General features: G+C 45.4%; 9 protein-coding genes. 7 read left to right on the top strand and 2 right to left on the bottom strand.

Annotation, left to right across the window (positions count from 1 at the left end):
- Positions 1–318: 318 nt before the first annotated feature.
- From GJQ68_RS06055 to GJQ68_RS06035, 5 genes are all read left to right on the top strand, one after another.
- Entirely contained in the window at positions 319–3414 is a 3096-nt protein-coding gene (locus GJQ68_RS06055) for a SusC/RagA family TonB-linked outer membrane protein (RefSeq protein WP_162416410.1), read from the top strand.
- Between the two features lie 12 nt (positions 3415–3426).
- Positions 3427–5136, top strand: coding sequence for a RagB/SusD family nutrient uptake outer membrane protein (locus tag GJQ68_RS06050; protein ID WP_162416409.1), 1710 nt, complete (start codon positions 3427–3429; stop codon positions 5134–5136).
- Between the two features lie 381 nt (positions 5137–5517).
- Positions 5518–6861: a Gfo/Idh/MocA family protein gene (locus tag GJQ68_RS06045; RefSeq protein ID WP_162416408.1), complete on the top strand. Its 1344-nt coding sequence runs from the start codon at positions 5518–5520 to the stop codon at positions 6859–6861.
- A 135-nt stretch (positions 6862–6996) separates the two neighbouring features.
- The gene (locus GJQ68_RS06040; protein WP_162416407.1) at positions 6997–8040 is read left to right on the top strand and encodes a DUF6807 domain-containing protein; all 1044 of its coding nucleotides are present in this window, start codon (positions 6997–6999) and stop codon (positions 8038–8040) included.
- Positions 8041–8071: 31 nt separating this feature from the next.
- Complete coding sequence (locus GJQ68_RS06035) at positions 8072–8953, top strand: sugar phosphate isomerase/epimerase family protein (protein WP_162416406.1); 882 nt, start codon at positions 8072–8074, stop codon at positions 8951–8953.
- Between the two features lie 106 nt (positions 8954–9059).
- Here GJQ68_RS06035 and GJQ68_RS06030 read toward each other — a convergent pair whose 3' ends face one another.
- A complete protein-coding gene (locus GJQ68_RS06030) occupies positions 9060–10316 on the bottom strand; it encodes a dipeptidase (protein WP_162416405.1) in 1257 nt (418 codons plus the stop codon).
- A 165-nt stretch (positions 10317–10481) separates the two neighbouring features.
- Here GJQ68_RS06030 and GJQ68_RS06025 point away from each other — a divergent pair, with 165 nt between their 5' ends.
- Both GJQ68_RS06025 and GJQ68_RS06020 read left to right on the top strand, forming a co-directional pair.
- On the top strand, positions 10482–11381 hold the full coding sequence (locus tag GJQ68_RS06025) for an ATP-binding protein (protein ID WP_162416404.1): 900 nt from the start codon (positions 10482–10484) through the stop codon (positions 11379–11381).
- A 192-nt stretch (positions 11382–11573) separates the two neighbouring features.
- Entirely contained in the window at positions 11574–12575 is a 1002-nt protein-coding gene (locus GJQ68_RS06020) for an acyl-ACP desaturase (protein ID WP_162416403.1), read from the top strand.
- A 275-nt stretch (positions 12576–12850) separates the two neighbouring features.
- Here the strand turns inward: GJQ68_RS06020 and recQ are convergent, their stop codons facing one another.
- The gene (gene recQ, locus GJQ68_RS06015) at positions 12851–14980 is read right to left on the bottom strand and encodes a DNA helicase RecQ (protein WP_162416402.1); all 2130 of its coding nucleotides are present in this window, start codon (positions 14978–14980) and stop codon (positions 12851–12853) included.
- Positions 14981–15049 lie beyond the last annotated feature (69 nt).

Below are 15049 nucleotides of genomic sequence, written 5' to 3'. Positions count from 1 at the left end.
TTTTTTCCCGGGAAAACGATAAAAATTTCAGAAAAAATTTTCGTACCGATTCTTTTTTCTCTATAATTAAAATTCCAAAAAATGTACAGCGGAAAATAATTGATTTAAACGGTTTGCCGCAAAGCTAATTTTGCCAATGCAATCGATTCCACAAAACGTCAATTTTGGTGGTCGGATTGTCCGGAAAATCTGCACAGAAAGGATAACTATATTTTAAATACTGTCAAAATTATTAAAACACCTGCCTATGTAACACCCCGAAAAGTTGGTAATTAACTTTGATAATTACACATCTATTAATTAAACCCAAAATTTATTATGAAAAGATTACTACTTAGATTACGATCTATGGGGCTAGAAAACTGGGCTTTGTTTCTATGGATACAATGCCTGTTTTTGTTGCCCTTAATGGCTACTGCTATCAACATTACTGATACCGGAACGGCCGTGAAATCGGCCGCTTTTTATGAACAGGTAAGCGGTACGGTAAAAGACGCAAGCGGAGAGCCGATTCCCGGTGCCACTATTCTAATCGAAGGAAAGGGTACTGGTACCGCCACGGATATCGATGGTAATTTTACCCTCGATGCTGAGCAAGGGGATGTCCTGGTCATTTCCTTTATTGGCTATCAGACTAAAAAAATAAGCGTTGGTTCTCAAACTACCTTCAATGTGGTTTTGGAAGAAGACCTTTCCAACCTGGAAGAGGTGATAGTAGTGGGGTATGGTACTCAGGAAAAGAGAAATGTGACGGGTGCCATTGCTTCCCTGGATGAAAAATCCATCAGGGAAATTCCCGTCGCCTCGGCTGTTGAGGCCATGCAGGGGCAGGTTGCCGGTGTGGATGTGGTTTCATCAGGTGGCCGTCCGGGTCAAAATCCACAAATATTGATCCGGGGCCGAAGGTCCATCTCTGCAGGAAACGATCCGTTGTATGTGATTGACGGTATTCCCCAAACCAGTGCTTCTTCTTCAATTTTTGATATCAACCCGCAGGATATTACGTCCATGGAGGTCCTGAAAGATGCTGCAGCCACTGCCATCTATGGTTCAAGGGGAGCCAATGGAGTGGTCATCATCACAACAAAAAGGGGCAGCAACACCGGAGTCACCACGGTAACCTACGATGGTTACTATGGAGTTTCCAATACCACAAGCCGGGTAGACATGATGAACGGAGAGCAATTTGCTGCCCTGAAAAGGGAATCCAGAAGATGGGATCCGGATACCCGGGCTGCCAGCTGGAATGGTGTTATTCCTCCGGAAGAGGAAGTTTTCCTGGATCCCATTGAAAGGGAATCCATCGAACTGGGCCGTTCTACAGATTGGCTAGACCTGGTATTGAAATCCGGATACCAAACCAATCACCAGTTCAGTGTAAGTGGGGGAAATGAAAAAACCCAATTTAATGTATCATTAGGATATTGGGATGAGGAAGGTATTGTGGACAATATGGGGTACCAACGGATAAATGCCAGGTTAAATCTGGACCATCAAATCAGTTCGCGGTTTAAAATGGGAACTTCCTTTTCAGCTTCCACCGCCATTCAGGACTGGGGTTCCGGTTCAGCACTGGGAGAAGCCGTTGCCAACAACCCGTTAGGGGTTCCCTATAATGAAGATGGCAGTCTTAGGTTTCTACCTACCAATGATGGCATTCGTACAAATCCCTTAAATGAATTGGTTCCCGGTGCCTATGTAGATGAAAGAAGGTTTACCAGAATATTTGCGCCGGTATATTTTGATGTCAAGCTTGCGGAAGGACTAACCTTTCGGACCAATGCCGGACCGGATATACGATTCAGAAGAAGGGGTAATTTCAGAGGCAGCCTTACCAACGCCAACAGAGGGGGACCGGCAAGTGCAAACCTGGAAAATGAACTTGATTTCGGTTATACCCTGGAAAATATATTGAATTTCAATAAAACCTTTAATGACATTCATGTCATTCAGGCTACCTTCCTTCAAAGTATACAGGGTTTAAGGTCTGAACGCCATTACAGTGAGGTATCCAATCTTCCCTATGAAAGCCAATTGTTTTATGACATCGGTACCGGTGAGGTAAAAGGCAATTTGGCCAGCAGGCTTGAGGAATGGTCGCTAAGTTCCTACATGGGAAGGATCAATTATGAACTCGACGGAAAATACCTTTTCCAGGCAACTCTTAGGGCAGATGGTTCTTCCCGATTGGCACCAGGAAATAAATGGGCTTATTTTCCGGGCGCTTCCATTGGCTGGAGGATGATTGATGAGCCCTTTTTAGCCAACCAAAGTTTCCTGACTGAATTGAAACTTAGGACCTCCTATGGACAGGTAGGAAATACCTCAGTAGATCCCTACCAAACCTTGGGTAGATTAAGAAGGACCATCTATGCCTATGGAGATGTACCTGGTTTGGGTTTTGGGCTAAATGAAATACCTAATCCTGACCTGGGATGGGAAGTATCGACTACCGTAAATGCAGGTGTAGACTTTGGCATTATAAATAACCGAATCAACGGTTCATTTGAATATTTTGTGACCAATACTACAGATATTCTCCTGGCCAGAAACCTGCCCTCCACCTCCGGGTACAACAGTATCCTTCAGAACGTAGGAGCCACACGATCCAGTGGCGTGGAATTGTCTATCAATGGCACTCCGGTTGACCGACCTAACCTCCGCTGGGATGTTCAGTTTAATATTACCAGTGTCAAAGAAGAGATCGTGGAATTGGTATTGAAAGATGAATTCGGTAATTCCATGAGTGATGTAGGTAACCAATGGTTTATCGGCGAACCTATCAATGTATTCTTTGACTATGAAAAAATCGGGATATGGCAAGCCGACGAAATAGATATGGCCAGAGAAATGGAACAAAAAGAGCCTGGAGAGATAAAACTAAAGGATCAGGATGGTGATGGGGAAATCACTCCCGCAGACCGGATTGTCCTGGGATCGGATGTGCCTGACTTTGTAGGTGGTATTACCAACCGGTTACAGGTCGGTAATTTTGATTTAAGTGTTTTCTTCTTCTACCGCGTAGGTCAAATGGTGAGAAGCCGGTTTCATGACAGTAACAACGGGCTTTTTGGCAGGTATAATAATCTGAATGTGGATTTTTGGACCATCGATAACCCCACCAATGAAAATCCAAGACCCAATGTAAATCAGGAATTCCCGAGAAATGGATCTACCCGTAGTTATTTTGACGGTAGTTTTGTTAAACTAAGGAATGTAACCCTGGGCTATAATATTCCTGAAACACTTGCAAGCAAACTGTTTATGAGCAGAGCCAGGATATATGCCACGGCACAAAACCCCATTTTCTGGGCAAATTTCGATACCTGGGATCCGGAATTGGCGGGAGATATCAATGCGGGTACGGTACCGTCTGCACGACAATTTATTCTGGGTGTGAATGTTTCATTTTAAACTACTGAAATCATGAAAAAACATAGATATATACCTCTTTTCAGTTTATTTCTTGCAATGCTCTTTTCACAATCCTGTGAAGACTATTTGGAAGAGGATTTGGTATCAGGAGTTTCTGCCGGTTCTTTTTACACCACGGTAAGCGGTTTCGAATCTGCCGTCAATGCTACCTATTCCGAAACAAAGTTTTTCTATGGTCCTGAAAGGGGATTTACCATGACTACCTTTGGTACTGACGTGCACACAAATGGAGCGGATGGCAGCCACAAGCCCATCAATCTATACGATGGCGGCTTGAATCCGGCACAAGGTTTCGTTACTGCCACCTGGTCAAGCTTTTACCGGGGAATCAACCAAGCCAATGCCGTAATCAACAGATCTCAAACGCTTGAGGGGATTTCTGAAGAGCAAAAAAATATCAGAATTGCGGAGGTAAGGTTTCTCAGGGCTTTGTATTATTTCAACCTGACCAGATTTTATGGCGATATCCACTTGTCTTTAGAAGAAACCGAGGGCGTGGAGGTGACTGCCAATAAAACTTCAGCAGGGCAGATTTACAGCGAGGCCATCATTCCTGATTTGCAATTTGCCGTACAAAATCTACCTGAAACGCAAGGGGAATATGGAAGGGCAACCAAACCCGCTGCAGAGTTTCTTTTGGCCAAGGCCTATATGACCAGAGCCTACCAGCCATATGGTCAGGGAAGTGCAGATGCACAGGAAGCCGAAAGGTTAATGAGCAATGTGATCAATAATTACGACTTCATGTTATTGGAGGATCTTGCTGATCTCTGGGACATCGACAATGAAAGAAACAGTGAAGTGATTTGGGCCATTCAGAACAATAAAAACCAAGTTGATGAAGGGCTGGATGGTCAGGGACACCGCGGGCATTTGTATTTTCTGATGGAATACGATGTACTTCCCGGCATGGCTCGTGATACCGAAAATGGGAGACCTTGGAAACGGTTCAGGCCTACACCGTTCCATCTTTCCCTTTGGGACAGGGATATTGATTCCAGATATGATAAAACCTACAAACATGTATGGTTTTCGAATAACGAAGGAAATATTCCCGTTTGGTCCCAGGAGGAAGCAGATGCCGGTTACGTTTCCTCTAGTCTGGTTGGGGAACGCAAGTTTTCCGTAGGAGATACGGCCGTTTACATTCCGGGGCCCGGAAAAGATTCCAATTGGTCTCAGGAAAGGCAAGCGGCTACTCCCTATCTGGTCCTCACCGATGACGAGTACAGTGAGCGTTTTTACCCCACCTTAAACAAGTGGCTAGACCCAACGAGACCTAACAGGCAGCATGTACAAGGTCAAAGAGATCATCCGCTTATGCGTCTGGCTGATGCTTACCTGATACGGGCGGAAGCCAGAATCATGCAAGGAAATACCACAGGTGCTGCTGAAGATATCAATGTAATCCGCAGAAGAGCTGCCTGGCCTGGTATGGAGGCCCAAATGGAGATCGGCCCTGCGGAAGCCACACTGGACTTTCTATTAAATGAGAGAGGCCGAGAACTGGATGGTGAAGGTCACCGTTGGTTTGACCTTGCCAGAACAGGAACCCTGATCGAGCGGGTAAGGGCACATAACCTGCAGGCCGGACCTAATATCCAGGATTTTCATATTGTGAGGCCCATTCCACTGAATCAAATTGACAGAACGGACGGTGGATATCCACAAAATTGTGGTTATCCCGGTGCAGATTGTTAAAAAAATAAAATGTGTTAAAAACCCTGGGAAAAGTTTCCAGGGTTTTTTTAGTATTCATTATTCGGAAACTGCCGATCATGAAAGTACACCTTCCTGCTATTAAAGATATTAAACAAGGTCGGGTAGGATTAATTTAAAAATTACATGGGTAGTTTATCCGTAAGCCAACCATTTATCAGACTACCGGATACAATGGTGCTGAAGATACTATCGAGCCATTAACTCATGTCGTTCAACCTGCCGGCACACCCAACGAAGACCCCATGCGGGCCATTGGAGAGTAATGCCGGTTATATAAAAAATTCACCCGGAGGCATGCGCAATCGAGTGAATTTTTTAATTTACAAAGACAAATAATTATAAACTCAAAAACAGCATGTTATGAATAATGATTCGTCCAGACGGACATTTCTAAAAAAATCCGCTATTGCAAGTTCTGCGGCCATCGTGGCACCCACCATACTATCCTCCAATGTTTTTGGTGCCAATGATCGGGTGAATGCCGCGGTCCTGGGTATTAATGGAAGGGGTAAAAACCACATTCAAAGTCTCATGAACCAGGAAAACGTTCAGGTTACTACGTTATGTGATCCGGACATGAACCTGTTAAGAGAGCGGCAAAAAACATTTAAAGAAACCTATAATAAGGATGTCGCGCTGGAGCAAGATTTGCGAAGGGTGTTGGACGATCCGGATATTGATGTCATCAGTATCGCAGCACCCAACCATTGGCATGCATTAGCTACCATCTGGGCATGCCAGGCGGGCAAAGATGTGTATGTAGAAAAGCCAGGATCACACAATATTTGGGAAGGTAGGAAAATGGTTGAAGCAGCGCATAAATACGATCGTGTTGTTCAGCATGGCGTTCAGCTACGAAGCTCTCCCGCCATCCAGGAAGCGGTTCAATTAATGCGGGACGGATACATTGGAAACGTGTATATGGCTCGAGGAATTGTTTTCCGTTGGAGACCCAGTATAGGAGATAAAGGATTCTCCCCGGTTCCGGATGGTATCGATTACGACTTGTGGACCGGTCCCGCTCCCAAGCGACCTTTTTCCCGAAACCTGGTGCACTACAACTGGCATTGGCATTGGGATTATGGAAACGGAGATGTAGGCAACCAGGGCATTCACGAAACGGATTTATGCATGTGGGGGCTCGACGTAGGGCTTCCAACCAAAATCACTTCCATGGGAGGCAAGTTCCTATGGGACGATGCCAAAGAAGTTCCGGAAGTACTCACCTCGGTTTACAATTACCCGGAAGAAAATAAGATTATCCAATTCGAAGTAAGACCCTGGTGTACCAATGAAGAAGGGGGTGCGACTGTGGGAAATATTTTCTACGGAGACAAGGGGTATATCGTCGTGGACGGATATGATAAATACAAATCGTACCTGGGTAGGGACCGCACACCAGGGAAGTCCGGCGATGACGGAGGAGAATCCGGAACCGGTATGGACCGCGGTGCAGGAGGAACAGACGGACATTTTGCCAACTTTATCGAGGCCGTAAGAAAGCACGACCGATCCATCCTCAACGGACCGGTAGAGACCGCTCACCTTTCTTCCGGTTTGGCCCATTTGGGAAACATCGCTTACAAGTTGGAACGCGTGCTTACATTTAATCCCCAATCAGAAACGTTTGTGAACGATCCGGAAGCCGATAAGATGTTGACCCGAAACTATCGCAAAGGCTTTGAAGTTCCTAACCAAGTCTAAGTAGGGAGACGAAAGATATCAAGCACTTTCGGGAGGTAACGAAGATAAACCTGTCTGGATGAATCCATCCGGCAGGTTTACTTTTCTATCTCGTAACAACAAAATAACTTAAAAAGTCTAAATGTAAATTTCGATATGAAATACCAGGCGATACTATTGATCTTGATTATGAGTAGCAGCACCATGCTTTTCGGTCAAAAAATGAAAAAAGAGTCCATTGAAGTAAACGTCAATGAGTCGGAGAAAAAAGTAGATATCATGGTAGGAGGAGAACTTTTCACCACCTATATGTATCCCGACAATATCATGAAGCCCGTATTGTGGCCGGTCATGTCTCCGGAAGGAAATATGTTGACGCGAAGCTATCCTCTTATCAACAAAGAGGGAGACCGTACAGACCACCCCCATCACGTGGGCATATGGCTAAATTACGGGGATGTAAACGGATATGACTTCTGGAACAATTCGGAGGCCATACCAGCTGAAAGAAAGGATGGATACGGAACCATCTTTCACCAGTCCGTGGAAAAAGCAAAGGGTGGTAATGGCAAAGCGACACTGGAAACCAATTCCCTTTGGAAAGCTCCAGACAACACTACCCTGTTGGAAGAAGAAACCACCTTCAAGTTTAGTGCAATGGAAGGCATGCGCATTATTGACCGCACCACCAATTTGACGGCAGCGGTCGATAAAGTAGATTTTACCGACAACAAGGAAGGAATGTTTGCCATCCGGGTAAGCCGGGAATTGGAATTACCTACAGACAAACCCACCGAGTTGGTAGACTCCCATGGGGTCAAAACCCGTGTAGAGAAAATGGATAATACCTATGTAAAAGGGGACTACAGGAGCTCTGAGGGAATTGAAGGGGGCGATGTGTGGGGTACCCGGGGACGATGGATGAAACTTTCCAGCGAAATAAACGGAGAGCCCGTTTCCCTGGTGATTATTGATCATCCCTCCAATGCGGGCTACCCTACTTACTGGCATGCCCGGGATTACGGGTTGTTTGCTGCTAACACGTTGGGGCAAAAAGCGCTTTCTGGTGGAGAAAACGAATTGAATTTCAGTCTGGAACAGGGCGAAACAGCCACTTTCAATTACCGGCTGGTGGTGGCTTCTGAGGATTTGTCAGATGCACAAATAAACGAGCTGGCCGATGAGTACGCCAAAAAATAAAGCGACCGATAATCTTCAATTTTCAACTACTATGACGGAGACTAATTCTTCCAGGCGCAGCTTCTTACTGAAAAGCATGGCAGCAGGACTGGGACTATCCACCCTGGGATCCCTCCCACTACCTGCTTTTGCCCGAAAATCGAACATGAAACTGGGCCTGGTAACCTACCAGTGGGGCAAAGATTGGGACCTTCCTACCTTGATCGCCAATTGTGAAAAATCTGGCCTGCTAGGTGTGGAGTTGCGGACCGAACATGCACATGGAGTGGAAACCAACCTTTCTTCCAGGCAACGTAGAGAGGTAAAGAATCGCTTTGCCGACAGCCCGGTGACCTGTGTGGGGTACGGTTCTAATTTTGCCTACCACTATACCGATCAGGCGGAGGTACGCCAAAACATCGAAGGTACCAAGGAATACCTTACGTTATGCAAGGATATTGGTGCCACCGGAATAAAGGTAAAACCAAATGGCCTACCAGAAGGTGTCCCAAAAGAAAAGACCATTGCGCAGATCGCTACCTCCTTTAACGAAGTGGGCAAATATGCAAAAGAGCTGGGGCAATTGGTTCGCGTGGAAGTCCACGGGAAACTTACCCAGCAGCTGCCAAACATGAAAGCGATCTTTGATCAGGTAACGGAGGATAGTGTCAAGGTGTGTTGGAATTGCAACGATCAGGATCTGATGGCTCCGGGCCTGGAAGCTAATTTTAATTCCGTAAAGCACTGGTTTGGCGATACGGTACACATTCGCGAATTGAATGTAGGGGATTATCCCTACCAGCAACTCATGAATCTATTTAATGGTATTGACTACGAGGGCTGGATACTATTGGAGGCGCGTACCACACCTGCCGATCGGGTTGCGGCTATGAAGGAGCAATTGGAAATTTTCAATTCCATGACAAACGCATAAATCTTACCCGGTCCGCACGAGCGGCACCACCTTGTTGTATTCAGGGAAAGTAAAAAAGCAAAGGGCCACTTTCGGAAAGATCCGGGTGGCCCTTTTTCAATTCCTATCACCCGGCACTAGCGGCATATCCTTCTACCTCCTGCCAAACCCGGAACAAATTTTTATAACAAACTTTTTCGATATCCTCCTTGCTATAGCCCCGTTTCAATAATTCGGCTATCAAATTGGGATACATGGATACGTCCTTTAGTCCTGTAGGCAAGGTATCTCCCACCCCGTCAAAATCCGACCCGAATCCCAGGTGATCGATTCCCACCATTGCCACGATGTGGTCAAAATGGTCGGCTACCTTTTGCACGGAGGGAAAAGGATTATTCGCTGCGACGTATTCGGATATGTATTCCCGCGCTTCCGGATCGTTTCGGCTTAGTTCGTTTTCTGCCAACCAATTTACGAGATGCTCTCTTACGGCATCATTTCCCTCTCTAAAATTCTGATCGACAAAACTTCCTCCAAAATTGATCATGATCACCCCTCCGTTTTCGGCCAGCCGTTGGATCATCTCATCCCCCATATTTCGCTCAAATCCCGGGGTAAAATGCCGCGCAGAAGAATGGGAAGCAATCACCGGAACCTGCGTTACCTCCATTACATCGTAAAAGGTATCATCTGAAACATGGGAAATATCGACCATTATCCCCAGGCGGTTCATTTCTTTGACTACCTCAACGCCAAATTCGCTAAGCCCCCCATGCATATAGGTGGTGTCATAGGAGGAATCACCAATCAAGTTATCTTTGCCGTGAGTTAAGGTAATGTACCGGATACCACGATCGTGAAAGTATGCCAGATTGTCCAGGTTATCACCGATGGGGGCTCCATTTTCCATGCCCATGGGGAGGGAAATTATACCGGCTTCAAAATTTGCCTGAATATCAGCTGGACTATAGGCCATGCCAAATTTATCCGGCCAGGTATCGGCCAATCGTTCCGTCATCAGAATAAGGGAATCTGCCAACACCTTCGCTCCACCGGTTTCCTGGTACCGGGTAGGGATATAAATGGACATAAAAGGCGCATCCAAGCCTCCCTCCTTGGATCGGGGATAATCAAAATTGCCACCTTCCGTCCTTTCAGACACATCCAAAATTTCCCGCTGTAGGGTAAAGCCCCCCACCTTCATGCGGTAAGGTAAATCCACATGGCCATCAACCATGACGGTATTCCTGGCTAGTTCCCTGGCAGTCGCTAGGCGTTCTTCATCCGAAAGCGCTGTGTAATCAATGGTCTCACTGGACTCTGTCCCGCAAGAAAAACCCAATAGGATCAAAAGGAGTGTTAAAATCTGCGTACTTTTTTTCATTTTCTGTAATTTTTATTGTTAGTGGTTATCTTATGTGTAAATTTTGAATCAAATATACCAATCTTTCAGTTTTTACCTACCCTGCTGAAAAATTCATTTTCGGAAGAAAATTAAGTATTCATCAAAAAATTAGCGAAATTTGTTCTTAAACCAAACACGACACTCATGAAGTTTTCAACAAAACCCGCTACAACTACCCTTTGTGCATTAAGCATTCTCCTGTTTTTGGGAATAAGCTGCGGCCCCTCTTCCACCAACGAGGAGCGTGAGGAAACAGCCGTTCAGGAAAATACGCCAACAGAACCAAGTATGGAATTGCTTTGGGAAACCTCTGAAGAGCTTATCACCAATGAATCCGTTCATTATGAAGAAAGCGATGGCCTGCTTTACGTAGCCAATATCGAAGGAGGGCCGGACGAAAAAGATGGCGTGGGCTCTCTGTCAAAGGTAAGTACTGATGGAGAGATTTTGGAAAAAGACTGGGTTAGCCGCCTGAACGCTCCAAAAGGAATGACCGTAGTAGGAGATTTCCTGTACGTTACCGATATCGATCGCCTGGTAGAAATAGAATTGGCAACCGGTGAAATCAATCAAACCTTTGAGATTGAAGATGCCGTTTTTCTAAACGATGCCGCCACTGATGGCCAAAAAGTCTACTTTTCGGACATGAGAACCAATACCATCCACTACCTGGAGGACGGCAACATTCACACTTTTGCAACCGATCAAAACAGTATCAATGGGCTTCAGGTAGCCAGTGATGGAACCGTATACGGATTGGATAGTGAAGGTTTAAAACAATACGCCAGTGATGGAAGTTTTGAAATTATAAATGATGAGGTGACCGGCGGAGACGGTTTAATCATAATCGATGAAGACACGTTTATTGCCAGCCGATGGGGAGGAGAAATATTCCTTATCCAGAATGGTACGGCTACCAAAATTTTAGATACCACGGCAGAAGAATCCAATACGGCAGATATCGGGTTCATCCCCGAGGAAAGTATCGTATTAGTACCTACCTTCTTTAAAAACAAAGTAGCTGCCTACAAACTTTCTTATTAATGATTTTATGGAATATCGTTGCAAGAGTGAATGAATATTCCACAGCTTTCGTTACATACTTAGAGAAAGTATAATTAGGTTAAAATAGTAGCCTTTACCATATATCGTCATTGTTGTAAATTTGGAGAGAAAAAAGGTGTTAATGTTTTTGGCGAAGAAACAAATGGACACCCAAAAGCGAATGAATAGTTTATGAATAAGTCAGAAAATATCAACTACGAACTTGAAAAAAACGCTGAGGTTATCAGCCAGCTGGATGACTTTGTCACCGAAACCGTCGGAACGACCTTAATGGATCCGGATGACTGTTGGCAACCCACCGATTTTCTTCCGGATATGTCCCAGCCCGATGCCCTGGATCAGGTGAAACTCTTGCGAGAAAGAGCTGCTGGCATTCCGGACACGATCATTACTTCCCTGGTAGGAAATATGATTACAGAAGAAGCACTCCCAAGCTACCAAACTTACTTCAACATGCTGGAGGGTATCAACGAAGAAGGATCCCTTACCAGCCAACGCGGTTGGGTAAAATGGACAAAAGCCTGGACGGCCGAAGAAAACCGCCACGGGGATTTGTTGAACAAGTACCTCTATCTTTCCGGCCGGGCAGATATGAGGAAAGTAGAGCAGACCATTCACCGCTTAATTTACAACGGGTTTGATCCCCGGTCTGAAAAAGATCCTTATCAGGCCATTATCTACACTTCCTTCCAGGAAAGAGCGACAAAAATCTCCCACGTCAATACCGGAAAGTTGGCGGATAAAGCAGGGGATTTGGTGTTAGGAAAAATATGCAAGCAGATTGCCGGAGACGAGGCCAGGCATGAGAAGGCTTACAAAAGTTTCATGTCGGAAATTTTCCAGATTGATCCCAACGGAGCGATGCTTGCGTTCGAAAAAATGATGCGTAAGCAAATCGTAATGCCTGCGGTACTGATGGGTGAAGGAGGCAAAAACCCATCCCTATTTGACCAGTTTTCCGCCATTACGCAAAAAGTAGGCATTTATACGGGTTGGGATTACGCGCGTATCATCGATCATTTGGTCAAGCTTTGGAACGTAGAAAAAGTGACTGGATTAAATGATGTGGCCGCCAAAGCACAGGAATACCTGGCTGGTTTGGCTTCAAGGTACTCTCGCCTTGCTGACCGGATGAAAACTCCTGATGAAATAAGTCTGGCATGGCAGAAATAAATAAAAGGGCTAAAAAATAGAACTAAAGTTGCCCTTTAAGAACGTTGCAAAATTTAAGTTAAAAAAGTTGCTTAATCACCCGTATCAAAGGTATGCAAAGAGGCTTTAACATAAAATACCCCGATTGGGGTATTTTTTTTGCATTTCTCCCGTTACCATTGATTTTCAAGGGGTTCACCATTCCATCATGGCTCTTGCAACCCGGTTTTACTCCTGCTATATGGCTGATAGTAAGAACTAGCTGGTCGTTCAAAAAACAGAAATCCAGGGCCTATCTATTCCTTCTCGATTTTAGCCAGTAATCCCGCTTTTAGCTCAAAATAACTATACGTTTCTCCAAAGTGGGTTTTTAGTGGATTTAAGAATTTGGTTTGTAAATCGGAGGCAGCAGCTTGAATTTCCAAAATCTGCTTTTCGGTTAAAAAAGCTTCGGATTTCATCTCGCCGGATTCCAGAAGCCTTAGCACATGCCCTTCGATGGTACTCTGGGCCAACCCTCTTTCCAGGGCTATGTCCACAATTGTCTTGCCTTTCATAGCTAAATCCAGGGTTTCCTTGATAGAGGAGGTCATTCCATTGTTCGGTTTTTTCACTTTCCTCAGGGGGCTTTTATCCCTGGCAAGGGTAGGATTTTCCAGAAGATATTGTTGAATCACCTTCAAAAATGAAGGGCCGTATTTTTCCAATTTCTGATTACCTACTCCATTGATTTGGAGCAACTCCTGCTCGTTTTCCGGCAAATAGCCTGACATTTCTACCAAAGTCGCATCGGAAAAAATGATATAAGGGGGGACATCTTGCGCTCGGGCCAACTCCATTCTCAACCCTTTTAGCTTCTCCAGTAACTTTTCGTCCTTCTCCCCATGCCCCATTCCCTTTCGGAAATCCTCCTTTTCCATGGACAGGAATATCTTTTCCTTACCTTTTAATTTTCCCCAGGCCTTATCCGTAAGCTTTACCACCGGCCGCAAGGGATCCTCCTGATCCAGATACCCTTCCGTTATTAACTGGTGCCCTAATGTTTTCCAAAACTCCGTGGAACGATCCTTCCCAATGCCAAAGACCGACAGCTTTCTTTGCCAGTCAAAAATTTTGGCCGATTGAGAGCCCCTCAGTACCAAAATGACATGTCCGAGGCCAAATTTCTGTTCCAAACGGACAACAGCTGAAAGCATCATTTGAGAAAAAAGGGTCATGTCTTCCTTTTTTTCATTCCGGAGGCAGGTATCGCAATTTCCACATTCCTCCGGATACTCCTCGCCAAAATAGCGAAGTAAATACTTCCTGCGGCACTCCCTGGTTTGGCAAAACTGCACCATGGTTTCCAGTTTGGCTTTCATATGCCGGACATACACCGGATCTTCTGCCTTTTCCAGCATCCGGGAGAGGGTGATGCTGTCTCCAAAACTATAAAACAACAGTGCTTCTCCCGGCAAACCGTCCCTGCCGGCGCGGCCCGTTTCCTGGTAATAACTTTCAATGTTTTGGGGCATGTTCGTATGCACGACAAAGCGGACATTTGACTTGTCGATACCCATTCCAAAAGCGACTGTTGCCACGATTATGCGTACATCATCCCGAATAAACCGCTCCTGGTTGGCTTGGCGGGTTTCCTTATCCAAACCGGCATGATAGGGTATGGCCGGATAGCCGTTTATAGTCAATCGTTCGGCGGTTTCTTCTACCGATTTTCGCGACAAACAATACACGATACCCGAGTCCTTAGGGTGTAGGGAAAGAAAATCCATCAGTTTCCCAAACGCATCCGACCGAAGACTGACCCGGTAGGTAATATTGGGCCGGTCAAAAGAAGCGATGAACCATTGAGGGTCTTTTAATTGCAAGCGGGAAGCGATATCTTTTCTCGTCTGCTTGTCCGCGGTCGCCGTTAATGCCAAAAAGGTGGTTTTAGGAAAAATACGTCGCAGCTCACCCAGCTTCAGGTACTCCGGTCGAAAGTCATGCCCCCACTGCGAAACGCAGTGCGCCTCGTCCACCGCCACCAGGGAAAGATCCACTTTTCTCAATAGCTCCATCAGGGGGTAGGTTCCCCCAAAAAGTCTTTCCGGGGCCACATACAATAATTTAATCCTTCCTTTATGCACCTCTTCCGAAATATACCGCTGCTCACTAATATCTTGCGTAGAATTCAAAAAAGCAGCCGGAATCCCCTGGCTATTCATGGCATCTACCTGATCTTTCATGAGCGCAATTAAAGGAGATACCACCAGGGTAAGCCCCGGCAAAATCACGGCCGGGATTTGATAGCAAACAGATTTTCCAGCACCGGTAGGCATAAGAGCGATGCAATCTTTCCCCTCCATAACCTGTTCGATAATGGCTTTCTGCTTACCGCGGAAAGAAGAATACCCATAAAAATGCTTTAAAGCTTCGAGTGGTTGCATGTTCCAATCAGGTGAAGTAGAAAAAAGAAATGTTGTATGAATTTACTACAAATTCAAAAAACTGTCAAC

Source organism: Cyclobacterium roseum (assembly GCF_010119225.1).
Classification (GTDB): Bacteria; Bacteroidota; Bacteroidia; order Cytophagales; family Cyclobacteriaceae; genus Cyclobacterium; species Cyclobacterium roseum.
The sequence above is the reverse complement of the archived record's forward strand: the minus strand, read 5'-3'. Positions and strand labels throughout refer to the sequence as shown.